General features: G+C 61.1%; 25 protein-coding genes and 1 tRNA gene. 11 read left to right on the top strand and 15 right to left on the bottom strand.

The genetic code is table 11. From position 1 onward, the window contains the following. Positions 1-303 precede the first annotated feature (303 nt). The 4 genes from leuC to ACFOGH_RS18100 all read left to right on the top strand — a co-directional run bounded on the left by leuC (position 304) and on the right by ACFOGH_RS18100 (position 4452). The gene (leuC, locus tag ACFOGH_RS18085; RefSeq protein ID WP_380074571.1) at positions 304-1722 is read left to right on the top strand and encodes a 3-isopropylmalate dehydratase large subunit; all 1419 of its coding nucleotides are present in this window, start codon (positions 304-306) and stop codon (positions 1720-1722) included. 12 nt (positions 1723-1734) lie between these two features. Continuing rightward, a complete protein-coding gene (gene leuD, locus ACFOGH_RS18090) occupies positions 1735-2340 on the top strand; it encodes a 3-isopropylmalate dehydratase small subunit (RefSeq protein ID WP_380074572.1) in 606 nt (201 codons plus the stop codon). A 289-nt stretch (positions 2341-2629) separates the two neighbouring features. Beyond that, complete coding sequence (locus tag ACFOGH_RS18095; RefSeq protein WP_380074902.1) at positions 2630-3436, top strand: hypothetical protein; 807 nt, start codon at positions 2630-2632, stop codon at positions 3434-3436. Positions 3437-3531: 95 nt separating this feature from the next. Then, positions 3532-4452 (top strand): endonuclease/exonuclease/phosphatase family protein, encoded by a 921-nt coding sequence (locus tag ACFOGH_RS18100; protein ID WP_380074573.1) that lies wholly within the window; start codon positions 3532-3534, stop codon positions 4450-4452. Here the strand turns inward: ACFOGH_RS18100 and ACFOGH_RS18105 are convergent. Beyond that, positions 4414-5304 carry an epimerase gene (locus ACFOGH_RS18105; protein ID WP_380074574.1) on the bottom strand — a complete coding sequence of 297 codons (891 nt, stop codon included), beginning with the start codon at positions 5302-5304 and terminating at the stop codon, positions 4414-4416. The genes ACFOGH_RS18100 and ACFOGH_RS18105 overlap by 39 nt on opposite strands. Positions 5305-5394: 90 nt before the next feature. On the opposite strand from ACFOGH_RS18105, the gene ACFOGH_RS18110 reads away from it, so the two are divergent. The 5 genes from ACFOGH_RS18110 to ACFOGH_RS18130 all read left to right on the top strand — a co-directional run bounded on the left by ACFOGH_RS18110 (position 5395) and on the right by ACFOGH_RS18130 (position 9766). Further along, complete coding sequence (locus ACFOGH_RS18110; RefSeq protein ID WP_380074575.1) at positions 5395-6300, top strand: LysR family transcriptional regulator; 906 nt, start codon at positions 5395-5397, stop codon at positions 6298-6300. A gap of 35 nt (positions 6301-6335) precedes the next feature. Continuing rightward, positions 6336-7442 (top strand): 3-isopropylmalate dehydrogenase, encoded by a 1107-nt coding sequence (gene leuB / locus ACFOGH_RS18115; RefSeq protein WP_380074577.1) that lies wholly within the window; start codon positions 6336-6338, stop codon positions 7440-7442. A gap of 72 nt (positions 7443-7514) precedes the next feature. Beyond that, positions 7515-8480, top strand: coding sequence for a DUF2167 domain-containing protein (locus ACFOGH_RS18120; RefSeq protein WP_380074578.1), 966 nt, complete (start codon positions 7515-7517; stop codon positions 8478-8480). Between the two features lie 130 nt (positions 8481-8610). Then, positions 8611-9618: a DMT family transporter gene (locus ACFOGH_RS18125; protein ID WP_380074579.1), complete on the top strand. Its 1008-nt coding sequence runs from the start codon at positions 8611-8613 to the stop codon at positions 9616-9618. Positions 9619-9689: 71 nt separating this feature from the next. Further along, positions 9690-9766, top strand: a tRNA-Pro gene (locus ACFOGH_RS18130). Positions 9767-9831: 65 nt separating this feature from the next. On the opposite strand, the gene ACFOGH_RS18135 is transcribed toward ACFOGH_RS18130, so the two are convergent. From ACFOGH_RS18135 to mbfA, 8 genes are all read right to left on the bottom strand, one after another. Then, positions 9832-10749, bottom strand: coding sequence for an ornithine cyclodeaminase family protein (locus ACFOGH_RS18135; protein ID WP_380074580.1), 918 nt, complete (start codon positions 10747-10749; stop codon positions 9832-9834). Beyond that, positions 10746-11372: an HAD family hydrolase gene (locus tag ACFOGH_RS18140; protein WP_380074582.1), complete on the bottom strand. Its 627-nt coding sequence runs from the start codon at positions 11370-11372 to the stop codon at positions 10746-10748. Before ACFOGH_RS18140 ends, ACFOGH_RS18135 begins: the two co-directional genes overlap by 4 nt. Then, positions 11344-12312, bottom strand: a complete 969-nt coding sequence (locus ACFOGH_RS18145; protein WP_380074583.1) for a DMT family transporter — start codon at positions 12310-12312, stop codon at positions 11344-11346. The genes ACFOGH_RS18140 and ACFOGH_RS18145 overlap by 29 nt, the downstream gene beginning before the upstream one ends. Before the next feature lie 48 nt (positions 12313-12360). Beyond that, positions 12361-12828: a YaiI/YqxD family protein gene (locus ACFOGH_RS18150; protein ID WP_380074584.1), complete on the bottom strand. Its 468-nt coding sequence runs from the start codon at positions 12826-12828 to the stop codon at positions 12361-12363. Then, positions 12825-13268 carry a CAP domain-containing protein gene (locus ACFOGH_RS18155; RefSeq protein WP_380074585.1) on the bottom strand — a complete coding sequence of 148 codons (444 nt, stop codon included), beginning with the start codon at positions 13266-13268 and terminating at the stop codon, positions 12825-12827. The genes ACFOGH_RS18150 and ACFOGH_RS18155 overlap by 4 nt, the downstream gene beginning before the upstream one ends. Positions 13269-13281: 13 nt before the next feature. Beyond that, entirely contained in the window at positions 13282-14112 is an 831-nt protein-coding gene (fghA, locus tag ACFOGH_RS18160; RefSeq protein ID WP_380074903.1) for an S-formylglutathione hydrolase, read from the bottom strand. 29 nt (positions 14113-14141) lie between these two features. Continuing rightward, the gene (locus tag ACFOGH_RS18165) at positions 14142-15068 is read right to left on the bottom strand and encodes an AEC family transporter (RefSeq protein WP_380074586.1); all 927 of its coding nucleotides are present in this window, start codon (positions 15066-15068) and stop codon (positions 14142-14144) included. Between the two features lie 129 nt (positions 15069-15197). After that, positions 15198-16175: an iron exporter MbfA gene (gene mbfA, locus ACFOGH_RS18170; protein ID WP_380074587.1), complete on the bottom strand. Its 978-nt coding sequence runs from the start codon at positions 16173-16175 to the stop codon at positions 15198-15200. Positions 16176-16341: 166 nt separating this feature from the next. On the opposite strand from mbfA, the gene ACFOGH_RS18175 reads away from it, so the two are divergent. Both ACFOGH_RS18175 and ACFOGH_RS18180 read left to right on the top strand, forming a co-directional pair. Further along, positions 16342-16491: a hypothetical protein gene (locus tag ACFOGH_RS18175; protein WP_380074588.1), complete on the top strand. Its 150-nt coding sequence runs from the start codon at positions 16342-16344 to the stop codon at positions 16489-16491. A 44-nt stretch (positions 16492-16535) separates the two neighbouring features. Then, complete coding sequence (locus ACFOGH_RS18180) at positions 16536-17171, top strand: TetR/AcrR family transcriptional regulator (protein WP_380074589.1); 636 nt, start codon at positions 16536-16538, stop codon at positions 17169-17171. On the opposite strand, the gene ACFOGH_RS18185 is transcribed toward ACFOGH_RS18180, so the two are convergent. From ACFOGH_RS18185 to ACFOGH_RS18210, 6 genes are all read right to left on the bottom strand, one after another. Further along, complete coding sequence (locus tag ACFOGH_RS18185; protein WP_380074590.1) at positions 17168-17833, bottom strand: NYN domain-containing protein; 666 nt, start codon at positions 17831-17833, stop codon at positions 17168-17170. The genes ACFOGH_RS18180 and ACFOGH_RS18185 overlap by 4 nt on opposite strands. 141 nt (positions 17834-17974) lie before the next feature. Further along, a complete protein-coding gene (locus ACFOGH_RS18190) occupies positions 17975-19213 on the bottom strand; it encodes a bifunctional folylpolyglutamate synthase/dihydrofolate synthase (RefSeq protein ID WP_380074904.1) in 1239 nt (412 codons plus the stop codon). A 23-nt stretch (positions 19214-19236) separates the two neighbouring features. Beyond that, positions 19237-20151, bottom strand: coding sequence for an acetyl-CoA carboxylase, carboxyltransferase subunit beta (gene accD, locus ACFOGH_RS18195; protein WP_380074591.1), 915 nt, complete (start codon positions 20149-20151; stop codon positions 19237-19239). 209 nt (positions 20152-20360) lie between these two features. Further along, on the bottom strand, positions 20361-20909 hold the full coding sequence (locus ACFOGH_RS18200; protein WP_380074592.1) for an NYN domain-containing protein: 549 nt from the start codon (positions 20907-20909) through the stop codon (positions 20361-20363). Between the two features lie 262 nt (positions 20910-21171). Continuing rightward, complete coding sequence (paaK, locus tag ACFOGH_RS18205) at positions 21172-22479, bottom strand: phenylacetate--CoA ligase PaaK (RefSeq protein ID WP_380074593.1); 1308 nt, start codon at positions 22477-22479, stop codon at positions 21172-21174. A gap of 165 nt (positions 22480-22644) precedes the next feature. Continuing rightward, positions 22645-23673 (bottom strand): LLM class flavin-dependent oxidoreductase, encoded by a 1029-nt coding sequence (locus ACFOGH_RS18210; protein ID WP_380074594.1) that lies wholly within the window; start codon positions 23671-23673, stop codon positions 22645-22647. Positions 23674-23785 lie beyond the last annotated feature (112 nt).

The following is a 23785-nucleotide window of genomic DNA, read 5'->3' on the forward strand; positions in this document are numbered from 1 at the left end:
CCAAAGCCTGAATCTGCATCGGGGGCGCTCCCGCCCCCGGATGCCTGCGCCAAGCGCCAAAGCACACCGCACGCCTACGGCCAAACTTCCCAACATGGCACAGCCTCGACCCTTGCCTGCAAAGCAGCAAAGGCGTATATCCCCCACATGATCCGGTTTTTCGACATCGCCGACCATGACCGCCTGCCGTGGCGGTTTTACGGGGCCACGCGCGCCATCCTTGCGCACCTCTGATCGGTTTTCAGGGCAGACCGCCCTCACCCATCACCTTTTCCCTTTCCAAATCCCAAGGATGAGCCAGCCATGACCGCTCGCACGCTCTATGACAAAATCTGGGACGATCACGTCGTCCACCAAGCCGATGACGGCACCTGCCTGCTGTATATCGACCGCCATCTGGTGCATGAAGTGACCAGCCCGCAGGCCTTCGAAGGCCTGCGCATGTCGAACCGCAAGGTGCGCGCACCGGAAAAAACCATCGCCGTGCCGGATCACAACGTGCCGACAACGCTCGACCGTGCCAATGCCGCGACGATGACCGAAGACAGCCGCATCCAGGTGGCAGCACTTGATCAGAACGCCCGCGATTTCGGCATCAACTACTATCCGGTTTCTGACGTTCGCCAAGGCATCGTCCATATCGTCGGTCCCGAACAGGGCTGGACCCTGCCCGGCATGACCGTGGTGTGCGGCGACAGCCACACCGCCACCCATGGCGCGTTCGGCGCGCTGGCACATGGCATCGGCACCTCCGAGGTCGAGCATGTTCTGGCAACCCAAACGCTGATCCAGCGCAAGGGCAAGAACATGAAGGTGGAAATCACCGGCTCCTTGCGCCCAGGTGTGACCGCCAAAGATATCACCATGGCAGTGATTGGCGAAACCGGCACCGGCGGCGGCACCGGCTATGTCATCGAATATTGTGGCCAGGCCATTCGCGAATTGTCGATGGAAGGCCGCATGACCGTCTGCAACATGGCCATCGAGGGTGGCGCCCGCGCTGGCCTGATCGCGCCAGATGAGAAAACCTTCGCCTATTGCATGGGCCGCCCGCACGCCCCGAAAGGTGCCGCTTGGGAGGCTGCCGTTGCCTACTGGAAAACCCTGTTTACCGATGAAGGCGCGCATTTCGACAAAGTCGTGACGATCAAGGGCGAAGACATTGCCCCGCTCGTCACTTGGGGCACCAGCCCGGAAGACGTGCTGCCGATCACCGCAGTCGTGCCCTCGCCGTCCGACTTCACCGGCGGCAAGGTCGAAGCCGTGCAGCGGGCCTTGGATTACATGGGCCTCGTCCCCGGTCAAAAGCTGAGCGATATCAAAATCGACACCGTGTTCATCGGCTCTTGCACCAATGGCCGGATTGAAGACCTGCGCGCAGCCGCAGCGATCCTGAAGGGCAAGAAGAAGAAAGACGGCATCCGCGCGATGGTCGTCCCCGGCTCTGGCTTGGTGCGTGCGCAAGCGGAAGAAGAAGGTCTGGCGCAGATCTTCATCGACGCGGGCTTTGAATGGCGTCTGGCAGGTTGCTCGATGTGCCTCGCGATGAACCCCGACCAACTGGCACCGGGCGAGCGTTGCGCAGCCACCTCCAACCGCAATTTCGAAGGCCGCCAAGGCCGCGGTGGTCGCACCCACCTGCTGTCGCCCGGCATGGCCGCCGCAGCCGCAATCACCGGCCATCTGACCGATGTGCGCGAGTTGATGGCAGAGACGGTTTAAGGAGCTGTAAAGATGGATAAATTCACCACCCTCACCGGCATTGCAGCGCCCATGCCCTTGGTCAATATAGACACCGATATGATCATCCCCAAGCAGTTCCTGAAAACCATCAAACGCTCGGGTCTTGGTGTGAACCTGTTCGACGAGATGCGCTATAATCTCGACGGCAGCGAGATCGCCGATTTCGTGCTGAATCAGCCCGCTTACCGCAAGGCTGAAATCATCGTGGCGGGCGACAACTTTGGTTGTGGCTCGTCGCGCGAACATGCGCCTTGGGCTTTGCTCGATTTTGGCATCCGCTGCGTGATTTCCACCAGCTTCGCTGACATCTTCTACAACAACTGCTTCAAGAACGGCATCCTGCCCATCGTGATGCCGCAAGAAGTGGTTGACGTGCTGATGGCAGATGCCAAAAAAGGCGCCAATGCGCGGCAGACGGTTGATCTGATCGCGCAGACCGTCACCACCTCGGACGGCCAAGTGTTCCCGTTCGAAGTCGACGGCCACCGCAAGCACTGCCTGATCAACGGGCTGGACGATATCGGCCTGACGCTGGAAAAAGCCTCGGCTATTGATTCTTTTGAGAAAAAGAACGCGGCCCTGCACCCTTGGGCCTAACGCCTGCCAAACCACTACATCTTGGGCCACCCTGCGGGGTGGCCTTTTTGTTACCGCTGGTTTGATTCAATCCTGCAACACCTATAACACGGAATTGCCACAGTGCTTACCGATCATTAACCCGATGGTTGCCGATCAGCGGGAAAGATGGCAAGAATTGGGCAATATTGAGGCAACCCGCCTTAAAGTGCGGGATATTTTCGGAACCTTGGCGCGGCAAAGCACCCGTCAAGACCGATTGAAGGGTGGCAGGGCGGTGGTTTCGCGGCTAACAGGCGCGATCGTGCGCATGGTTTTGGTGATGGTGCTTGTCGCCACGCCCTCCGTGCTGCTGGTCGATGTGACGGCAGACGCCAAACAGATGGTGGCGCTGGTTGCGCTGTTTATCGGCCTTCTGACCTTTGTCGAATACAACGCCACCTATCCCAGCCTTGTCGAATTTCGTGATGCCGCCCCCTTCAACCGCGTGCGCTTTCTGATGCTGCTGGCGACGGTGTTCTCGCTGTCAATGATCGCACATGGCCGCGTCGCCCCCACGACCCTGACCGATTTCTTCGATGCCGTCGGCACCCTGATCGGCATTTCGATGGATTTCCCCTACAGCCCGGTGCGCCTTGCCACCCTGATGGTCGCCAATGACGCCACCGCCGAGCAAATCGCCGCTGTGCGCACTGCAGCCGGTATGGCCTATCTGATCTCATTGATTTCGCTATCGGTTTTCGTGGTAATCCTGAAAGCCGGTCGCTGGCCGTCGCGCGGCCGCGCCTTCAACGTCTGGGTTAATCTGCCCACTTTCGACCCCACCGCAGGGGCCGATGTCGTGACGCGTCTGACGCGCGACGCGCGCATTAACATTGCGTTAGGGTTTTTGCTGCCATTCTTGACTCCAGCCGTGGTGAAGATCGCGTCAACCGGATTCGAGCCGCTGACGCTGACAGCACCACAAACCTTGATCTGGACGATGACGGCATGGGCCTTTCTACCCGCCAGCCTGTTCATGCGCGGAATTGCGATGGGTCGCATCGCCGACATGATCATCGAAACCCGCGCCGCCAACATGACGGGCGGCGATGGCAAGCATTATGCGCATGCCTGATCTGGCTGCTGGCCTGGCCTGCCCGCGCTGACCTGCGACTTGCAGTCTATAACATCGACCTTTGGGCGAAGGGCCCCGGCCTTGCGCTGCAATCCTTGCAACGCGGCGACAATCCGGCACAGCTTGCGGCGGTTCAGGTCATCACTAAGCTGAACGCCGATGTGCTGCTGTTGACGGGCATAGATTATGACCTGCGCGGCGAAACCGTCGCGGCGCTTGAGGCGCGCCTTGCCGATGCGGGCGCGGCCTATCCCTACCGCTTGGCCCTGCGCCCGAATACCGGGGTGCAGACCGGGCTTGATCTTGACGGCAACGGCATCTTGGGTGAGCCACGCGATGCCATGGCCTATGGCCGCTGGTCAGGCGAAGGTGGCATGGCGGTGCTGTCGCGTCTGCCGATTGAGACCGATAACATCCGCGATTTCAGCAGTTTCCCGTGGGCCGAACTGCCCGGCAACCTGATGCCGCCAGATACACCCCCCGGCCAGCCTCTATCCACCACCGGCGCTTATGAGGTGCCGATCACCCTGCCCGACGGCACCTCGCTGCGCCTGCTGGCCTATTACGCCAGCCCGCCGATCTTTGACGGCGCGGATGACCGCAATGGCCGTCGCAATCACGATGAAACCGCGTTCTGGCTACATCTTCTGGCAGGCGATCTGCCGTTCAAACCGCCTCAGCCGCCGTTCGTGATCCTCGGCCAAAGCAATCTTGACCCCGCAGATGGCGCGGGCCGCAAAGATGCCATCACCGCATTGTTGCACCACAGGGCGCTGCAAGACCCCGCCCCGCGTGGCACCTCCAGTCGCCACGACCCCGGCCAGTCCGGCGATCCGGCACTGGATACCGCACTTTACCCCAAAGTCGGCGGCCTGCGGGTTGAGATGATCTTGCCCTCGCAAGACCTGCAGGTTCAGGCCGCTGGCGTGGTTTGGCCGCCCGACGATGACCCCAGCGCAGCCACCATCACGGCAGCCTCACGCCATCACCCGCTGTGGGTCGATCTGCGCCGCTAAGCCCGCCCGGCGCAGCTGAACTGCGGCCACCTCGGCCAGCCCCGTTGTCTGGAAATCCGGCAACACCGTCTGCATCGTCGCACCATCCAGCCGATGCGGCAGATCATAAAGGTAGCGCATTTCAGTCAACTCGCGCGCCAATTCCCAGACCGGCGAAGCCACACGCATCAGCCACCACGGAAATTTCGTCACCCGATAGGTTTGCCCGCTCAGCTTCTCGAACATCGCCAGCAGATCCTGCACACTGAACGTCAGCCCCGCGAACGGAATATCGGCAAACCGCGGCAACCCATCCCGCACCGCAGCCAATTCCACCGCTGCCCGCGCCATATCCGGCAGATAGGCATAGGCACGCGGCACATCCTCGCCGCCAAATGCCATCACCTTGCCCTTCGCCAGCCCGCGCAGCGCCATACCCATGGCTTGCGTCTTGCCCTCGGCATCCATGAAGTCACCGCCCCGCAGCAGGATCACCGGCACTCCGCTCGCGCGATAGTCTGCCTCCATCTGCACCCGCACCGCGCCCTTGCGGGTATTGGGCTTCTGCGGAGTCGAAGGTCCCCAAGGCCTTGGCTGCACACCATAATTATACACGCTCGCGGGCACGATCAGGGTCGCGCCACTGGCCCGCGCCGCCGCAATCGCCTGCGCGGTGATCGCGGGCACCAACCGGCCCCAATCATGATACATCGGCGGGTTCATTGCGTTGACGATCACATCCGCCCCCCGCGCCGCCTGCGCCATATCGGTGCCACGCTGATAGCGCCGCACCTCCCACCCCGCCGCCGCAAAGGCACGCGCCGCATGAGACCCAAACAGCCCCGACGCCCCTGCCACCAAAACCACTGCCATAATCAATCTCCTGTTGTTGCAGGATGAAATTAGACCCGCTGCCCCATTCATAACATTGGCAACAAGTGCAGATATGCTATACATATCTGTATGGATAATCTTGACTGGACCCTTACACGTTCTTTCCTCGCTGTCGCCGAAACCGGGTCACTCTCGGCTGCCGCACGACAGCTTCACCTCAGCCAACCCACCCTTGGCCGTCACATTGCCGATCTGGAAGCCGCCCTTGGCCTACCGCTGTTCACCCGGCAACCGCGCGGTCTGGCCCCGACGCCCGAGGCAGCTGCCCTGATCCCGCACGCCCGCAGCATGCGCGATGCAGCGGCAAAACTCGCCATGGCAGCCGCAGGCCGCGACACTCGCCTGCACGGCCCGGTCCGCATCACCGCCAGCCGCATCGTGTCGCATTACCTGTTGCCGCCGATCCTTGCACAACTGCGCCGCGACGAACCCGGTATCGAGATCGAACTTTCCCCCACCGACGCCTCGGACAACCTGTTGTTCCGCGAGGCGGATATCGCCCTGCGCATGTATCGCCCGACGCAGCCCGATCTGATCACGGCGCATCTGTGCGACATCCCGATGGCGATCTATGCCGCCCACAGCTACCTCACCCACCGCCCGGATCCGATCACACCCGAAACCATCCTCAGCCATGACTTCATCGGCTTTGACCGATCCGATGTGATGCTGCGGATGATGTCCGCGCAAGGTATCCAGGCCCGCCGCGAAGATTTCCCAACCCGCTGCGATGATCAGATCGTCTATTGGGCGCTGGTGCGCGCGGGCCTCGGTTTGGGCGGAATGCAGACCATCATCGGCGACGCCGAGCGTACAGTTACGCGCGCCGCGCCGTTTCTGCATCTGCAGCCCCTGCCGATCTGGCTGACAGCGCCCGAAGCTTTGCGCCACACCCCCCGAATCCGCCGGGTGTTTGATGCGCTTGCCGCCCATTTCCGGGCGCTAAACCTTGACCCTGCCCCACCCACCCGCTAGGCCATCGCCAACCTTTCAAACCTCTGGAGCCTACGATGGCAAATCCCTCCCTGCTTATCCTCGCCGGTGACGGCATCGGTCCTGAAGTCATGGACGAAGTGAAAAAGCTGATCGCTTGGTTCGACACCAAAGGCATCGTGACCTTTGACGTGTCCGAAGGTTTGGTCGGTGGCTGTTCCTACGACGCCCACGGCACACCCCTGACCGATGAGACCATGGCCCGCGCACAAGAAGTCGATGCCGTGCTGCTGGGTGCCGTCGGTGGCCCGAAATACGACAAGCTCGATTTCTCGGTAAAGCCCGAACGTGGCCTGCTGCGCCTGCGCAAGGAAATGGACCTGTTCTCCAACCTGCGCCCTGCCCAGTGCTTCGATGCTTTGGCCGATTTCTCCAGCCTGAAGCGCGATGTGGTCGCTGGCCTTGATATCGTCATCGTGCGCGAGCTGACCTCGGGCGTCTATTTCGGCGAACCGCGCGGTATCTTCATGGAAGGCAACGAGCGTGTGGGCATCAACACCCAGCGCTACACCGAATCGGAAATCGCCCGCGTGGCACGCTCGGCGTTCGAACTCGCCCGCAAGCGCGGCAACAAGGTCTGCTCGATGGAGAAGGCCAATGTGATGGAATCGGGCATTCTGTGGCGCGACGTGGTGCAGGAAATCCATGACAAGGAATACCCCGACGTTGCCCTGACCCATATGTATGCCGACAACGGCGCGATGCAGCTTTGCCGCTGGCCCAAGCAGTTCGACGTGATCGTCACCGACAACCTGTTCGGCGATGTGCTGTCCGATATGGCCGCGATGCTGACCGGCAGCCTTGGCATGTTGCCCTCGGCCTCTCTGGGCCTGCCGCAAGCCAATGGCCGCCCGAAGGCACTGTATGAGCCTGTGCATGGCTCCGCCCCCGACATCACGGGCCAAGGCAAAGCCAACCCGATCGCTTGCATCCTGTCGTTTGCGATGGCGCTGCGCTATTCGTTCGACATGGGGGCCGAGGCGACGCGTGTCGAGAAAGCGGTCGAGAAAGTGCTGGCAGACGGCGTCCGCACCGCCGATCTGATGGGCCCCGAAGGCGGCACCCCGGTGTCCACCACCCAGATGGGCGATGCGATCATCGCTGCGATGGAAGCCAGCCTGTAACCAATCAACGATTGCTATAAGGCCGGATAAAGTCCTACCCTTGGCGGGCATTGTTCGCCAAGGAGATTTCCAGTGACCCCTGTTTCGCGTGCCACCCTTGCGGCGGTGTTTTCCGCTTTGCTGACCCTGCCTGCTGCGGCAGAAAATTTCAAAACCGCCTTCCCCGAAGTCTATAGCCAGATCGAGCCGCAGTATCAGGCCGCCACCGGCGCGCTAGAGTTGCAACATGGCACAATCAAACTCAGCGATGGCACCGCTGAAATCGCCCTGCCCGATGCGTTCTACATGCTGAACGCCAAAGATGCGCGCTATGTGCTGGAAACTCTGTGGGGCAACCCGCCGGACGACACGATCCTTGGCCTGATCCTGCCGAAAGGCACCACGCCGTTTGACGGCGACTGGGCGGTGACGCTGACCTCTGATCCGATGGGTTATGTCTCGGATGAAGACGCCGACAGCTACAACTACGATGAAATGCTGACCGCCATGCAAAAAGACGCGCTGGACGGCAATGCCGAGCGCACCAAGGCAGGCTATGCAGCGGTTGAAATCAAAGGCTGGGCGGCGACCCCACATTATGACAAATCCACCCGCAAGCTCTATTGGGCCAAGCGGCTGCAATTTTCCGATACTGCTGGCGAGACGCTGAATTACGACATCCGAATCCTCGGCCGCCGTGGCGTGCTGGTGCTCAGCTTTATCGCCGATATCAAGCAGTTGCCCGCCGTCGAGGCCGCAGCCCCCGAAGTCCTGAAGATGGTGAATTTCACCGAAGGCAACCGCTACTCCGACTTTGTCCCAGGCGTCGATACCGTCGCCGCCGTGGGCATTGGCGGGCTGATCGCAGGTCAGGTTGCGGCAAAAACCGGGCTGTTGGTGGTGCTGCTCGCCTTCCTGAAGAAAGGTTTCGTTTTGGTGCTGCTGGTGGGCGGCGCGGTTCTGGGCAAACTGAAATCCTGGCTTGGCCGCAAGACGCCTGCCAACCCATCCCAGCCGCAACACGCAACGCAGGCCGAAGACGAAACCCCGCCAAGCTGACCGCGCCAGAACCAACCGGATAGCCGGGGAAAATCGCGCGAAATCACGGTCAAATGCAGCTTCCCCCTTGAACTTTAACCCGCAAGGCCCGACAGGTTGGCATCAACCCCCACCTCCCCGGATGCCCGCCATGCCCGTTGCTCAATCGAACCTGCGCGGCGCGCTTCTAGCGCTGGCTGCCTTTGCGATTTACGCAACACATGACGTGCTGGTGAAGTTTCTGGGGGCGAGCTACAGCGCGTTTCAGCTGATCTTTTTCTCGACCCTGCTCACCTTCCCGCTGATCACCATTCTGCTGATGAGCGACCGCACCGACGGCAATCTGATTCCGAAACACCCGTACTGGACAGCCCTGCGCACCGCCTCCGCCGTAGTGAACGGCATCACCGGCTTTTATGCGTTTTCCGTGCTGCCTCTGGCGCAATGCTACGCCATCTTCTTCGCCATGCCGATCCTGATCACCCTGCTCGCAATCCCGATCTTGGGTGAAAAGGTGGGCCTGCACCGTGGCCTTGCCATCGTCATCGGCCTTGCTGGCGTGATGATCGTGCTGCGACCGGGGCAAGAGCCGCTCAGCCTTGGCCACTTGGCCGCACTTGCGGCTGCACTTCTGGGCGCGATGACCTCGGTGATCGTGCGCAAGATCGGCCATGACGAACGCTCGGTCGTGCTTATGCTTTATCCGATGGTGGCCAACTTTGTCGTCATGGCGCTGGCATTGCCCTTTGTCTATGTGCCTGTGCCGGTGGAACATATGGGCATGATGGGCGCGATGGCGCTGCTGAGTATGCTGGCCGGGATGCTGACCATTGCCGCCTATCGGCGTGCGCCAGCCATCATCGTGGCGCCCATGCAATACAGCCAAATCATCTGGGCGATCATCTACGGCTTTTTCATCTTCAACGAAGAGGTCGATTTCTGGACAGCAGTCGGCACCGGCGTGATCATTGCCGCAGGCGTCTATATCGTCATGCGTGAAGACAAACCTTCCGTCTCGATCAATCGGCCCGTGCTGGAAACCCGCTCGCGCTTTGATTTCGGGGCGATCCCCCGCATCGGCCTCTGGCTGCGCCTTTTCGACCGCCGCCGTCTTCGCAACAAGACCGAAGGCCTGTCAGGCACCGACGGCGATGCATAGGAAATCCGGGCATAAAACCACGCGCGCCCTCTTGCAAACCCGCGCACAACGGTTTAACCCCGCGCCACGGTCGGAGCGTAGCGCAGTCTGGTAGCGCACCTGCTTCGGGAGCAGGGGGTCGGAGGTTCGAATCCTCTCGCTCCGACCAAATTCCCGCATAATTCCTGAACGTCAAAGCGCCCCACAAGGGCGCTTTTGTTCTTGAGGCTGCGCTTACCGTCCGCGCCACGTTGCCAGAATGTAGGCCGCTGTCATCAGGTCCAGATGCGCGCCGCCGCCGTTCTTGGCCACGGTGATTTCATCGTCGGAACTGCGGCGATAGCTGCCTTGCGCCATGTCGTAGAAATCGGCCTTGATATCGGCCTCTGTGATCACGCCAGCCGCAATCGGGTCAATGATGTCCCCAATATGATGCACCGTCGTCGCGCGCGAATCGACGAATACCGAGGCCCGCCGCATCACCGTGTCATCCGCCTCGCGCATCCCCGGCGTATAGGCGCCAATCAGGTCGATGTGCTGACCCGGCTGCAGCCATGCCCCCTGCAACACCGGCGTTTTACTCATCGTCGCGGTGCAGATGATATCCGCCGCCCGCACCGCCGCCGCCAGATCGCTGACCGCCGTCACCCGAGGGTCAGCAGCGGCCATAGCTTCCGCCCCGGCAGGCGATCGGTTCCAGATGCTGAATCTCGCCTGCGGAAACAGCGCGCTGTAAGCCTGCACCATCGACTTCGCCACCGTTCCCGCACCCACCAACAGGATATTGCGGCTGTCCTTGCGTGCCAGCTTGCTGGCCGAAAGCAGGCTGTCACCGGCGGTTTTCCATTTGGTGACTAGGTGAAAATCCACCAAAGCCTCAAGCTGTCCAGTCGCATCGTTGAACAGGTTGACCGCGCCGTTGATGCTGGGCAGTCCGCGTGCCGCGTTGCCGGGCACCACAGTCGCTACCTTGACCAGACTGCCAAGGCCATCAATCCACGCCGCACGATCCAGCAAGGTGTCGCTGCCGCGATACAGCAGCAAATCGTTGATTTCCGCACGCGGAAGGCGGTGCCCAGCCTCCAGCGCGTCACACAAACCCGCCCAAGACAGCAGCTTTTCGGCCTCTGGCCCCACGATTTCAATGCTCATAGCCCCGCCTCTTGCTTGCTCAACAACCCTTCGGCAACCAATCGTTGTGCCCAGCCCTGCCAGCTTTCAAACTGATGCGTCCGCCAGCCCCGGCGCGCCGCCGCCGTGATGTTATCGGCGCGGTCATCGGTGAACAACAGCCGATCGGGGGCGATACCGCAATCTTCCTCAACCATCTGATAAATCAGCGGATCAGGCTTGATCACCCCCATCACGCCCGAGACATAGCGGCGGTCGAAATCCTGCAGGAAATCCATCTTCGGCAGCGCTTCTTCAAACGAATACCGCCCGAAGTTGGTCAGCGCGAACACCGGCACCCCCTTGGCCCGCAACGCCCGCTGCAAGGCAATGCTGCCCTCAATCCGGGGCGAAGCGAGTTCGATCCAGCGATCATACCACAGCCGGATTTCCGCAGACCATTCAGGGTGACGCGCAGCCCAATCATAGATCGTTTCGCGAAACAATGCGCCTTCGTCGACGCGGTCGTTCATGCCATGCAGATCAACGGCATCGAACAGGGCACGGCGGCGCTCCTCACCAATCACCCGGTCATAGAACGCTTCCGGCTGCCAACGCGTCAGCACATTGCCGATGTCAAATATCACCGCTTGGGGCTGCAACATCCAGATCCTTCTTCTTTTTCACCGTCTCGCGCCACAAGGTATAAAGCCCCGCGCCGCAGATCAGCGCAATCCCCACCCAAGCCGTATGGTCCGGCAAAGTGCCGAACACCACCGCCCCCCAGAAAATCGCCATCGGCATGCCGATATACTCAAACGGCGCGATCAACGCGGCTTCGGTGGTCCGGTAGGCCTGGCTCATCATCAAGCCGCCCACCCCCACCGCGACGCCCGTGGCCACAAACGCCCACCAATCGGCCACCGGGGGCATATGCCAAGGTCGGAACAGAAACTCCCAAGTGCTGCCCGGCGCTTGTGCCAAATGACCATCGCCCGCGATCAACCCGAAACTCAGGCTGACCACGATAAACCCGACCTGCACGAAGAAATTCAACGTCATCGCACTTTCAGTGCCGCGCATCCGCCGCGTCATCATATGGCTAGAGGCGTAACAGAACGCCGAGATCAGCACCAGAATCGCCGCCGGCTGGATCACCCCAGCCCCCGGCCGCGTCATCACCACCACGCCCAGCATCCCCACCGCCACCGCCGCCCAACGTCGTGGCCCGACCTGCTCACCCAGGATCACCGCCGACATCAGCGTCACGAAGAGCGGCGCCACAAACGCCGTTGCCACCGCATCCGCCAACGGCATCAGCGACAGCCCGACGAAATAGGTGATGTTCGAGCACATCACGATGCAAACGCGAAACAGATGATCCAGCGGCCGCCGCGTCAGCAGCTGCCGAAACCCGCCGCCCGAGGCCCAGATCACCGCCAGCACAATCGCAATCCCGATAAACGCCCGCAGCAAGATCACCTGATGCAGCGCATAGCCACTACCCGACAGCGCCTTGATCGCCAGATCATTCATCGACAGCACAACCCCGCCACCAAGGGCGAAGAAAATACCGGAGTTACTCTTCTTGGAAATGTCAGACATGCCCCAACTCACCGCGCCAAACGCCCTGCGTCTAGCCTAGAGCCGACATCACCGCTTCGCTTGCCGCACAACCCGCTCTAAAACTTCCAGAAAGCGCGAACGGTCCGCCTTGGAAAATGGCCGCCCGCCGCCTTGCCGAAACGGGTCGGCGCTGCGCAAATCCTGCATCAGATCTCGCGTCGCCAGCACATTGCCGATATTGGCAGGCGTCAACTCCTCGCCATTGTGCTTGACGACCTTGGCCCCCGCCGCGACGCATTTCGCCGCCAGCGGAATATCCTCCGTCACCACCACATCGCCCACACCGCAGGCCTCGGCGATCCACTTGTCGGCCTCATCCGGCCCCGCCGCCACAAACACGCTTTCCACCAGCGGGTTCGCCGATGGCCGGATACCGCCGTTCGAGACCAGAATCATCCGCATCTGATGCCGCGTCGCCACCCGCTCGGCCTCGGCCTTCACCGGGCAGGCGTCAGCATCAATGAAAATCCGGCCAGCCCCGCTTGATCCAGTCATGGAGCGGCAAAAACCTCGACCCAATAGTATTTCATCGCATAGCTTTGCCCCTTCAGGGGCTTGTCATCCGGCTGATATACCATCGCAATCCCGGTTTCCCGCAACGCACAATCCAGAATATTCTTGCGATGCCCTTTGCTGCCCATCCAGCTTTCCATGATCCCGGCAGCAGAAGATTGCCCCGCCCCGATATTCTCGGCCACCTTGCTATAGCTATAGCCCTGCGCCTTGATGCGGCTCGAGAACTTCGCGCCGTTCTTGCTGGAATGGCTGAAGAAATTCTGCTCGGCCATCGCTTTTGCATGGCCCTTTGCCGCCTTCACCAGTTTGGCATTCACCGTCAACGCCGAGCAGCCCGCCCCGGCCCGCGCCTTGTTCACCGCCGCCAACACCTGATCTTCCACACCACCGGCCAAGGCCGGAGATGCGATCATCGCCATCAAAACCGCCGCTTTAAGCATTAAGTGCCCCCGCATGAAACGCCACATGTTCTTCCATGAACGTGCTGACAAAGAAATAGCTGTGATCATAGCCCTTTTGCATCCGAAAACTGCCACCCTGCCGACGCTCAGCCATCGCGCCCGCCAAGGCCTCGGGCTTCAGCAAATCCAGAAACTGATCGCTGGTGCCTTGGTCAATCAAAATCGGCCCATCAAAGCCGCGCTTTTTCATCAACAGCGTCGTATCATGCGCCGCCCAAGCCGCCTCATCCGGCCCCAGATAGGCACCAAATTGCTTGCGGCCCCAATCGCTTGCCGTCGGATTGCAGATCGGCGCAAAGGCGGAAACCGAGCGGAACCGCCCCGGAAAGCTCATCGCAATGGTCAGCGCCCCATGCCCGCCCATCGAATGCCCGGTGATCGCTTGTGCGGCTTCGGCAATCGGAAACGCCTTGAACAATTCGCGCGGCAGTTCTTCCGTCACATAGTCCCACATGCGGAAATTCTTGTCCCACGGGCTTTGCGTCGCGTTCACATAAAACCCCGCGCCCTGCCCCAGATCATAGGCCGCATCGTTAGGAACATCCTCACCCCGAGGCGACGTATCAGGGAACACCAGCGCAATCCCCACCTCTGCCGCCCACCTTTGCGCGCCCGCCTTCACCATCGCGTTTTCATGCGTGCAGGTCAGCCCCGACAGATACCACAGCACCGGCACCAGCCCTTCCTCGGCTTCGGCAGGCAGGAACAGCCCAAAGGTCATCTCGGTCCCCGTCGCCGCCGAGGCATGGCTATACACGCCCTGCACGCCGCCAAAAGCCCGGTTTTCTGAAATGGTTTTCATCGTCATATCCCTTTAGTCCGTCTTGAATTTCAATGCGTTACAAACGCAATCACCGCCGTCACACTCAGCACCGATGCCGCGGTCGAGATCAGGATCGCCGTCGAAACCCGCTGCGGTGCCACCCTGAAATGCTGCGCCAGAATGAACACATTTCCCGCCACCGGCAAAGACGCCGCCGCCACCATCACCCCCGCCGCATAACGCTCCACCGGGAAAATCACCAGTGCCGCCAGCCCCACCGCCGCCGGATGCAGCACCAGCTTGGCAAAACTCAGCCAAGCCGCCACCTCCAGCCGTTCCGCGCTGCGGCCCGCGAGGCTGGCGCCAATCGCAAACAGCGCGCAGGGCGTCGCCGCAGCCCCAAGCATCGTCATGAATTCATTCACCGGCACCGGCACCGCCCATCCGGTCGCACCCCAAGCCATCCCCAACACCACCGAGACGATCATCGGGTTTTTCAGCAAGCCCACGGCCAGCACCCGAAAGATGCCCCAAGACATCCGGCCTTCGCGCAGGCCCACCACAAGCAGCGTCAAAACACTGGAAAAAACCACCAGATCCACCGCCAGCACCAGCAAAACCGGCCCCACCGCCGCCGGTCCCAGCAGCAGCGTCAGCATCGGAATGCCAAGGAAACCCACATTGCCGATGATCCCGGTATGCGCCTCAAACACCGCTTCTTCCGGCTTCGCACCACGCAGCAGCGCCACCCCGGCCACAATGGCCCAGACCAGCGCCGAGGCCAGAAAATACGCCCAGACAAACGCCCAGGAAAACACATCGCCCAAGTCCAGATTGGCCGCAAAGCCGAATAGCATCGCCGACAGCGCAAAGTAGAACACGAATTTCGTCAGATACGCCGTCGCCTCGGCGCTGAAAAACCGCAGCCGCCCCGCGCCATAGCCAAGGCCAATCACCGCAAAGAACGGCAGAGTTTTCAGCAAAATCGCCAGCATGCTGCCAGAGTTTCACGCCGCCTGCGCCGACACAAGCCTTTGCGGGCATCTCTGAACAAACTCTTAACGCAAAAAGCTAAAGCATTGATTCAACGACATTCCGCCGTGGTCCCCAAGCGGGACCACGCCTCAACCGCCCCCAATCAGCACCCCGGCCGCGAACACCAACGCGCCCCCGACCACCACTTGCAGCGCCGCCCGCAGGAACGGAGTCTCCATGAACTTGTTCTGAATCCAGGCAATCGCCCACAATTCCACAAACACCACCACCATCGCGATGCTGGTCGCCGTCCAGAAGTCTGGGATCAGATAGGGCAGTGCATGACCCAAACCGCCCAGCGCGGTCATCACCCCACTCGCCAAGCCCCGCTTGAACGGCGACCCCCGTCCCGACAGCACCCCGTCATCATGCGCGGCCTCGGTGAACCCCATCGAGATCCCCGCGCCCACACTGGCCGCAAGCCCCACCAGAAACGTCGTCCAGGTGTTCTGGGTGGCAAAAGCCGTCGCAAAGATCGGCGCGAGGGTCGAGACAGAACCATCCATCAACCCCGCCAGCCCCGGCTGCACCCAGGTCAGGATAAACTGCCGACGCGCCACCTTATCCTCGCCATCGCGCACCTCCGGCCCCAGCAGATCAGCCTCCAACCCCTCGGCGTGCTGCTCATGCCCCACCTCGGCCGCCGCGAGATCCCCCAACAATTTCCGCGTCGCCGCATCAGATGTCCGCGCCGCCGCACGGGCATAGAACTCCGCAGCGCTATGCTCCATCGCCCGAGCCTCGTCGCGGATCCGCTCCAGCCCCAGATTTTCCGTCAGCCAAACCGGCCGCCGCGCATAAAACCCGGCCACATGCTCGCGCCGAATCAACGGTATAACCCCGCCAAACCGACTGACATGCAGGTCAATCAACCGCTGCCGATGCCCGTCTTCCTCGGCTGCCATCTCGTCAAACACCGCTGCCGAGGCCGGATATTCCGCCCGCAACCCTTGCGCAAAGGTCCGGTAAATCCGCGCGTCGTCCTCTTCCGACGAAATCGCAAGCGCCAAGACCTCTTGCTCGGTCAGATCGGCAAAGCGCCTGCGGCTGGAAATGTTGAACCCCATGTCGGTCACACCCTAATTTGGAATGATTCTAAATACGCCGATCCCACCCTGCACGCCAAGCCCCAAAATGCAATCTGAACCGCTCAGTTCATTTTTCGCTTGCCAAACTGAACGAATCAGTTCATTTTCACTTTTGAACCGATGAGTTCAGATATAGGAGCCTGATATGAAACCCTTCGCCGCCGCCCTGCTGCTGACCCTCGCCGCCGCCACCCAAGCCTCGGCCTTCTCGATGAGCGTCAATCTCCCCGACCTGACCTTTCCGCCATCGACCACCAGCGTCTCGACGCAAAACGCAGGCCAACCCGGCAAATGATCCAACCGCTTGCCCGCCGCCCCCCAGCCGCTATAGATTGCGGCATGGGGGATAGCATGGGTGCCAAGCCGCAACTGATTGTGAAAGGTCGCAAGTTCGATCAAGTGCTGGAAGGCGCGCGCGTTGTTTTCATGCGCGACGGCTTTGAGCGCGCCTCGGTCGATGACATTGCGCGAGAGGCTGGCGTATCGAAGGCCACGCTTTACGCCTATTTCCCCGACAAACGCCTGCTTTTCTTGGAAATCGCCAGCACCGAATGTCGCCGTCAGGCCGATGACGCCGAATCCCATATCGACCCCAACGCGCCCATTGCCGAAGTGCTGCGATTGGCCGCGCAAAAGATCACAGCTTTCATGCTGTCAGATTTCGGCCAGCGAATCTTTCGCATTGCCGTTGCGGAATCCGAAAACTTCCCTGCCGTGGCGCATCAATTCTACCACTCCGGCCCAAAGCTGGTGCAAGACCGCCTCGCCGAAATCTTGCGTGCCGCCTGCGAGCGGGGCGAGCTGGTGATCGACGACATCCCCTTCGCCGCCGCCCAGTTCGCGCAACTCTGCAAGGTCGATATCCAAGACCGGATGATCTTCACCCCCAGCCCCTGCTGCACCGCCGCCGACACCGCCCGCGTCATTGACGGAGCCGTGTCGATGTTCATGGCGCGCTATGGGGGGAAGGGTTAGGGTTTCAGCCGCACCCGCGCGCCTGGCCCCCTTCCGTCGCACACAAACAGATTCGGTCGTGCGGTCAGATAAGCCCTCCAATTGCCCTCGGCTGTATCACTTATCTTCGTTTGCACGCTCTGCCGTATTCGAGCGTTGAGATCAGCGATAAGCAAACCCGACGCCGCGCCATTGGCCTTGATCGCCTCACAAACCAGTATCTCCAGTGGTGAGCGCGCCATAGCAGGGATAACCTTGGAGTTCGATGTGTCGCTCGGCTTTGAATTTTCAACAGGTTTGCGAACCCGCACCACCGTTCGCCCGGTTTCGATCAGATATTGGGTCAATGGTTCAAAATCACGATCATCCGAGGCAATGGCGAACGCACTTGCCAGTCCGCGCTGCGCCAAATCCATCGCCGCCACCGTCAGGTGCATATCTGCCAGGTTCTTTTTGCCCACCCCACTGTCGCAATGCAGCATTTGATAAGCCATGGCTTCCGGCCAGCCCCCCACACGCTTTGCATCGCCAAAGACCCGTCGGATCACAACTTCGCCATAGCCTGCCGCCAACGCCTCTAACCGCGCCAGATCTGAATGTGGGAAATTGTCACCATCCACGAGGACGGCGACACGCTGCTTGCGCTGCCACATCGGCACAGCCAAAGGCGAAAGATCAGTCATCACAGCAACCAAGAAAGTTTGATCGCCTGCAAGGTCACGCAAGATTGCGGCCCGAATAGGGCGGTCGTGCCGAGCGCGACATCGCTATCCTCGCCGCCCAAACATCTTGGGGGGCAGCCGAGGGCCAAGGCGGCGGGCCGTCTAGCCGTTCTCGCGCAGAACCCCGCCCGCGAGATACAGCGAGCCACAGATCAGCACACGCGCATTGGGTGACGTGGCCGCAATCTTCGCCAAAGCCCCGGCGACCGAATCCGCCACCACCGCGTCCATCCCCACAGAGGCCGCCGCATCCCGCGTCACCTCGGCCGGAAGCGTGTTCTTCTCACCGGGGATCGACACCGCATGCAGCCGCGTCACGCAGCCCGCCAAAGGTTCCATATAGCCGCGTACATCCTTGGTGTTCAGCATGCCGCAGATCAGATGCGTCTCGCGCGAAGGCATCCGTGCGAGGGTCGCCGCCACCGCAGCGCCACCCGCCGGATTGTGCCCGCCATCCAGCCACAACTCTACCCCCGGCGCGCTTTCCACCAGAGGCCCCACCCGCAGCCGCTGCATCCGCGCCGGCCAATAGGCGCGCGTCACCGCCGCCTCACAAGCCGCCGCATCCTTGCCCAACGCCCGCAGCGCCGCAATCGCCGCCCCGGCGTTCTGTATCTGAAACGGCCCCGGCAAGTTCGGCAGCGGCAGGTCCAGCAGACCGTTCTCATCCTGATAAATCAGTCGCCCGCGCTCTTCCCAAGCGCTCCACTGCTGGCCAAACGCCAGCACCGGGCAGCCCAGACGCGCCGCCCGCGCCTCGATCACCGCCATGCCAGCATCTTCCTGCGGGCCAACCACACAAGGCACACCGCGCTTCAAGATCCCGGCCTTTTCGCCAGCAATCTCGGCCAAAGTCTCACCCAGATATTGCTGGTGGTCGATGGAAACCGGGGTAATCACCGTCAACACCGGCTTTTCCACCACATTCGTCGCATCCAGCCGCCCGCCCAAACCAACCTCAAGCAGCGTGTAATCCGCAGGCACGCGGCTGAACGCCAGAAACGCCGCGCAGGTGGTGATCTCGAAAAACGTGATCTCATCCGGGCCATTGGCCTTCACACATTCGTCAAGCAGCGCCGTCAGCGCCTCTTCCGAAATCAGCTCACCCGCCAGCCTGATCCGTTCGTGAAACCGCGCCAGATGCGGCGAGGTATAGGCATGCACCAGAGACCCCCCCGCCTCTAACCCCGCGCGGATCATCGCCTGCGTGCTGCCTTTGCCATTGGTGCCCGCGATATGGATCACCGGCGGCACCGACCGTTCGGGGTTGCCCAAGGCGGCCAGCAAACGCTCCACCCGGTCCATCACAAGGTCGATCACCTTGGGATGCAGCGTCATCATCCGTTCAAGAACCGCGTCAGAACTCACGCTTTTGCCTCGGCAGCCTCAAGAATCTCGCCCGGCGGCGGCAGATCGCCCTTCACCGCAGGCGATTGGTTCATCAGCATCCGCAGAATCGTCACCAGTTCCTCGCGCAAAGCCTTGCGATGCGTCACCCGGTCCAGCATGCCGTGGTCGAGCAGATATTCGGCACGCTGAAAGCCCTCGGGCAATTTCTCACGAATGGTCTGCTCAATCACGCGCGGGCCAGCAAAACAGATCAGCGCGTTCGGCTCGGCAATCTGCACATCGCCCAGCATCGCATAAGAAGCCGTCACCCCGCCCGTCGTCGGATGCGTCAGCACCACGACATAAGGAAGGCCCGCCTCTTTCAGCATCTGCACCGCAACCGTGGTGCGCGGCATCTGCATCAAAGACAGAATCCCCTCCTGCATCCGCGCGCCACCCGCTGCCGAAAACAGCACCAGCGGCCGCTTCGTCGCCACTGCGCGCTGCGCCGCCGCGATAATCGCGTTGCCGACATACATGCCCATCGAACCGGCCATGAACGAGAAATCCTGCGCTACGGCAACAATCGGCGTGCGGCCAACTTCGCCTTCAACCACCAGCATCGCTTCGCGCTCGCCCGTCGATTTCTGCGCCGCTTTCAGGCGATCAGGGTATTTCTTCTGGTCGCGAAAATGCAGCGGGTCCACCACGGGCTCCGGCACCTTCACCTCGACAAACACGCCAACATCGAACAGACCAGTGAAACGGTCGCGCGGGCTGATCGCCATATGGTGATCGCACGAGGTGCAAACATTCAGATTCGCCGCCAACTCGCGGTGAAACAGCATGGTCCCGCATTCCGGGCATTTCGTCCAAAGATTCTCGGGCACCTCGCGGCGCGAAAACAGCGAGTTGATCTTGGGGCGGACGTAGTTTGAAATCCAGTTCATCGCCTGTCCTGCGGTAACATCGGTCTATCGTGAGATAGTCCGGGGGGGCCGGAAATGCAATCGCTCCGACGGATGACTGGCACGGCCTCGCCCCTGCGACTGCGGCTTTCAGCTTCATCTTGGTCAAAATACTCCCGCCGGAGGCTCCGGCATCTGTCCCCTGCCAAACCTTGACAGGATTATGGTCTGTCAGGGCCTCCGACCGTCTTTCACGCCATATCCAGCCAAACCTGCCCATCGCAAACGCCGCCTGCAATCACGTGGCCCGGCAGGGCGACTTCGGGGTGGGTTTCTTTCCAGTCGCGAAACCGATCATTGCTGACAATCCGCGCGCCCAAGGCCCGGGCAGAGGCCAGGATCACCGGGTCGGCGGGCGTGCCCTTGTCCACCACCATCACCCGATCGCGCGGCAGGCCCAGCATTTTGCCCAAGGCGTAATCGTGGCGATATTTGCCCATCAATTTGTAACCCGCATTGGCATCAAACACCACGCCGGGGGCAAAGCCTGCGGCGGTCAGTTTGTCGACCACGGCGCGCACCACTTCGATCTGCGGCAGGTTATCTTTCCAATGCATCACATTCGATCCATCGACCACCACATATTTCGGCGGCGGTGGCTTGCGTGTGAACAGGCCGCGTCGGGGCGGGCCGCTGTGGGTTGCGATCTGGCCGTGGATCGCGCGTTCGGCGCGCGCCTGATGCTCTGCCGATTGTCCTCGCGTAGCACGGACGAACAGCCAGATTGCGGCCAACAGCATCGGCCCAAACAGCATTGCAAGATCAACAAGACCTGGCTGCAGCACTGCCACAGCCAACCCAATAGCCGAGCCGAGGCACAACAAAAATGGCACAAACATCCCACACCTCTTGTACAATGCGCAGCAATGCCCAGAGCCACCCGTTCGCATACGCAAAGCCAGAAAACCGCCGAATCGTTAAGAAATCGTTAAAATGGACACCCTAACAGGCTGTTTTCATTTATAAAAATTTGGTCCCGAGTTGGGACCAGCCCGAAGCCCCTTAGATTTTCGGGCGATGATCCACAATCCGCACCGCCTTGCCCTCACTGCGCGGCACAGAACCCGGAAGGCCAGCCGTCACCTCCACATTGATCCCCCAGACCTGCCGGATTCTTTTGTGCAGCCCCGCGCTCAACCGTGCCAGTTCCGCGGCCTCCATCGCCGCCACAGCCTCAACCAGAACCCGCATCGAATCCAGTCGTCCATCGCGGCGCAACTCGATCTGGAAATGCGGCGCAAGACCGGGATGCGCCAGAACCTGCTCCTCGATCTGGCTGGGAAACACGTTCACCCCGCGCAGGATGATCATGTCATCGCTGCGTCCCCGCATCCGCTCCAACCGCCGCATCGACCGCGCCGTGCCGGGCAACAGCCGAGTCAGATCGCGGGTCCGGTAGCGGATGATCGGCAAGGCCTCTTTGGTCAACGAGGTCAGAACCAGCTCACCATATTCCCCATCCGGCAGCACAGCGCCGGTTTCAGGGTCGATGATCTCGGCCAGAAAGTGATCTTCCCACAGCGTCAGACCATCCTTGGTTTCCACACATTCAATCGCCACCCCCGGCCCGATCACCTCGGACAGGCCATAACAATCCAGCGCGTGCATATCGAAGGCTGTCTCAATCTCGGCACGCATCGCGGTGGTCCAAGGCTCGCCACCAAACACCCCCACCCGCAGCGGGCATGTGCGCGGATCACGACCCTGTGCGCGGTATTCATCAAGGATCGACAGCATATACGACGGGGTAGAGCCAATCGTGGTAGCACCAAAATCCTCGATCAGATTGACCTGCCGATGCGTCATCCCGCCCGAAACCGGCACCACCGTGCAGCCCAGCTTCTCGGCGCCGTAGTGAAATCCCAGACCGCCAGTGAACAGCCCATAACCATAGGACAGATGCACCACATCCCCCGGCCGCGTGCCGCATGCCCGCAGGCTACGCGCCATCAGATGCGCCCAGGTGTCGATATCCTTGGCCGTATAACCCACCACCGTCGCCTTGCCAGTGGTGCCCGACGAAGCATGCAGCCGCACGACTTTTTCACGCGGCACCGCGAACATGCCATAGGGATAGTTTGCCCGCAGATCAGCCTTGGTGGTGAAGGGAAAGCGCGCAATATCGCTCAACTGTTTCAGATCGTCCGGATGCACACCAGCGGCTTTGAAGGCCGCGTTGACATGCGGCACATTATGGTAGGCATGGGCAAGCGACCATTTGAGGCGGCAAAGCTGCAAGGCATCAATCTCATCGCGAGAGGCGATTTCGATGGGCTCTAGGGTCAGGCGGTCTGGGGACAGATCAAGCATGGGGTCTCCGCGCCAAAGGCGGCGATACGGTTTAAGGTCAAGCCAGCTAGCGCGGCAATCTTGGCATTGTCATGGCAGACCGCCCCAAAAGCCCAGCCTTCGCATGACAAAAGCTGCGGCAGGTCGCCCCGCCGCAGCTTTGCTTATCATTTGATCAGGGGCGCACTAGCTGGCCAACAGATCACGCACCATCGGAATCACCTTCTCGCCGTAAAGCTGGATACAGTTCAGCAACTGATCATGCGGTTGCGGCCCGGTGGCGTATTTCATGTCAAACCGCTGGATTTTCAGATCGCGCACCGCCGCAGCGATCTTCTTCGCAACGGTTTCCGGCGAGCCTACGTAAAGCGAGCCGTGGTGAACCTCGTCCAAGAACCGTTCCTTGGTTGTCGGCGGCCAGCCGCGCTCACGGCCCAAGCGACCGAACATCGTCTGGTAATGCGGCCACAAAGCCTCTTGCGCGGCCTCATCCGTCTCTGCCACGAACCCCGGTGAATGGATGCCAATCGGGCGCATGGTTTTGCCCAACTGATCCACCGCGCGATGATAAAGGTCGATATAGGGCAGGAACCGGCGCGGATCACCTCCGATGATCGCCAGCATCAGCTGCAAATCTTGCCGCACCACCCGCACCACCGATTCCGGGCTGCCGCCGACGCCCACCCAAGTGGTCAGCCCCTGCGGCCCAACCGGCGGATAGACGATCTGGTTTTTCAGCGGCGTGCGGGTTTCACCAGCCCAAGTCAGGCTTGGTTCGCGCACCAGCTTGGCGAAAATATCCAGCTTTTCCTCGAACAACAGTTCGTAGTCGTCCATCGAATAGCCAAACAGCGGGTAGCTTTCAGTAAAGCTGCCCCGGCCGAGGATTACCTCGGCACGACCATTCGAAATTGCGTTCAGTGTTGAAAACCGCTGAAACACGCGGATCGGATCATCCGATGACAGCACCGTCACCGCCGTGCCCAGATGTATCTTGCTGGTGCGGCCCGCGATGGCTGCCAGGATCACCTCGGGCGAGGAAATCGCGAAATCGGGGCGGTGGTGTTCGCCAAGACCGATGAAATGCACGCCAGCCTGATCGGCCACCACGGCCTGTTCGACCACATCGCGGATCACCTGATCCATCGGTTTTTGCGCACCATTGGCGTCGATGGTCACGTCGCCAAAGGTATCAAGGCCGAGTTCAATCGTCATATCTGTCTCCTTGGGCGGTGCCGGATGATCCCGCACGCCCATATGTTGAGCCAGAGATAAGCGCAGCCGCGCATGTGGGGAAGTCTGCGCGGCTGCACATCGGCTGTTCGGT

Source organism: Cypionkella sinensis (assembly GCF_042646385.1).
Classification (GTDB): Bacteria; Pseudomonadota; Alphaproteobacteria; order Rhodobacterales; family Rhodobacteraceae; genus Cypionkella; species Cypionkella sinensis.

Excerpts from the sequence above, each read along its gene's own strand:
- leuC (WP_380074571.1), top strand. The coding sequence starts at position 304 with ATGACCGCTCGCACGCTCTATGACAAAATCTGGGACGATCACGTCGTC.
- leuD (WP_380074572.1), top strand. The coding sequence starts at position 1,735 with ATGGATAAATTCACCACCCTCACCGGCATTGCAGCGCCCATGCCCTTG.
- ACFOGH_RS18095 (WP_380074902.1), top strand. The coding sequence starts at position 2,630 with ATGGTTTTGGTGATGGTGCTTGTCGCCACGCCCTCCGTGCTGCTGGTC.
- ACFOGH_RS18105 (WP_380074574.1), bottom strand. The coding sequence starts at position 5,304 with ATGGCAGTGGTTTTGGTGGCAGGGGCGTCGGGGCTGTTTGGGTCTCAT.
- ACFOGH_RS18110 (WP_380074575.1), top strand. The coding sequence starts at position 5,395 with ATGGATAATCTTGACTGGACCCTTACACGTTCTTTCCTCGCTGTCGCC.
- leuB (WP_380074577.1), top strand. The coding sequence starts at position 6,336 with ATGGCAAATCCCTCCCTGCTTATCCTCGCCGGTGACGGCATCGGTCCT.
- ACFOGH_RS18125 (WP_380074579.1), top strand. The coding sequence starts at position 8,611 with ATGCCCGTTGCTCAATCGAACCTGCGCGGCGCGCTTCTAGCGCTGGCT.
- ACFOGH_RS18135 (WP_380074580.1), bottom strand. The coding sequence starts at position 10,749 with ATGAGCATTGAAATCGTGGGGCCAGAGGCCGAAAAGCTGCTGTCTTGG.
- ACFOGH_RS18140 (WP_380074582.1), bottom strand. The coding sequence starts at position 11,372 with ATGTTGCAGCCCCAAGCGGTGATATTTGACATCGGCAATGTGCTGACG.
- ACFOGH_RS18145 (WP_380074583.1), bottom strand. The coding sequence starts at position 12,312 with ATGTCTGACATTTCCAAGAAGAGTAACTCCGGTATTTTCTTCGCCCTT.
- ACFOGH_RS18150 (WP_380074584.1), bottom strand. The coding sequence starts at position 12,828 with ATGACTGGATCAAGCGGGGCTGGCCGGATTTTCATTGATGCTGACGCC.
- ACFOGH_RS18155 (WP_380074585.1), bottom strand. The coding sequence starts at position 13,268 with ATGGCGATGATCGCATCTCCGGCCTTGGCCGGTGGTGTGGAAGATCAG.
- fghA (WP_380074903.1), bottom strand. The coding sequence starts at position 14,112 with ATGAAAACCATTTCAGAAAACCGGGCTTTTGGCGGCGTGCAGGGCGTG.
- ACFOGH_RS18165 (WP_380074586.1), bottom strand. The coding sequence starts at position 15,068 with ATGCTGGCGATTTTGCTGAAAACTCTGCCGTTCTTTGCGGTGATTGGC.
- mbfA (WP_380074587.1), bottom strand. The coding sequence starts at position 16,175 with ATGGGGTTCAACATTTCCAGCCGCAGGCGCTTTGCCGATCTGACCGAG.
- ACFOGH_RS18175 (WP_380074588.1), top strand. The coding sequence starts at position 16,342 with ATGAAACCCTTCGCCGCCGCCCTGCTGCTGACCCTCGCCGCCGCCACC.
- ACFOGH_RS18180 (WP_380074589.1), top strand. The coding sequence starts at position 16,536 with ATGGGGGATAGCATGGGTGCCAAGCCGCAACTGATTGTGAAAGGTCGC.
- ACFOGH_RS18185 (WP_380074590.1), bottom strand. The coding sequence starts at position 17,833 with ATGACTGATCTTTCGCCTTTGGCTGTGCCGATGTGGCAGCGCAAGCAG.
- ACFOGH_RS18190 (WP_380074904.1), bottom strand. The coding sequence starts at position 19,213 with ATGATGACGCTGCATCCCAAGGTGATCGACCTTGTGATGGACCGGGTG.
- accD (WP_380074591.1), bottom strand. The coding sequence starts at position 20,151 with ATGAACTGGATTTCAAACTACGTCCGCCCCAAGATCAACTCGCTGTTT.
- ACFOGH_RS18200 (WP_380074592.1), bottom strand. The coding sequence starts at position 20,909 with ATGCTGTTGGCCGCAATCTGGCTGTTCGTCCGTGCTACGCGAGGACAA.
- paaK (WP_380074593.1), bottom strand. The coding sequence starts at position 22,479 with ATGCTTGATCTGTCCCCAGACCGCCTGACCCTAGAGCCCATCGAAATC.
- ACFOGH_RS18210 (WP_380074594.1), bottom strand. The coding sequence starts at position 23,673 with ATGACGATTGAACTCGGCCTTGATACCTTTGGCGACGTGACCATCGAC.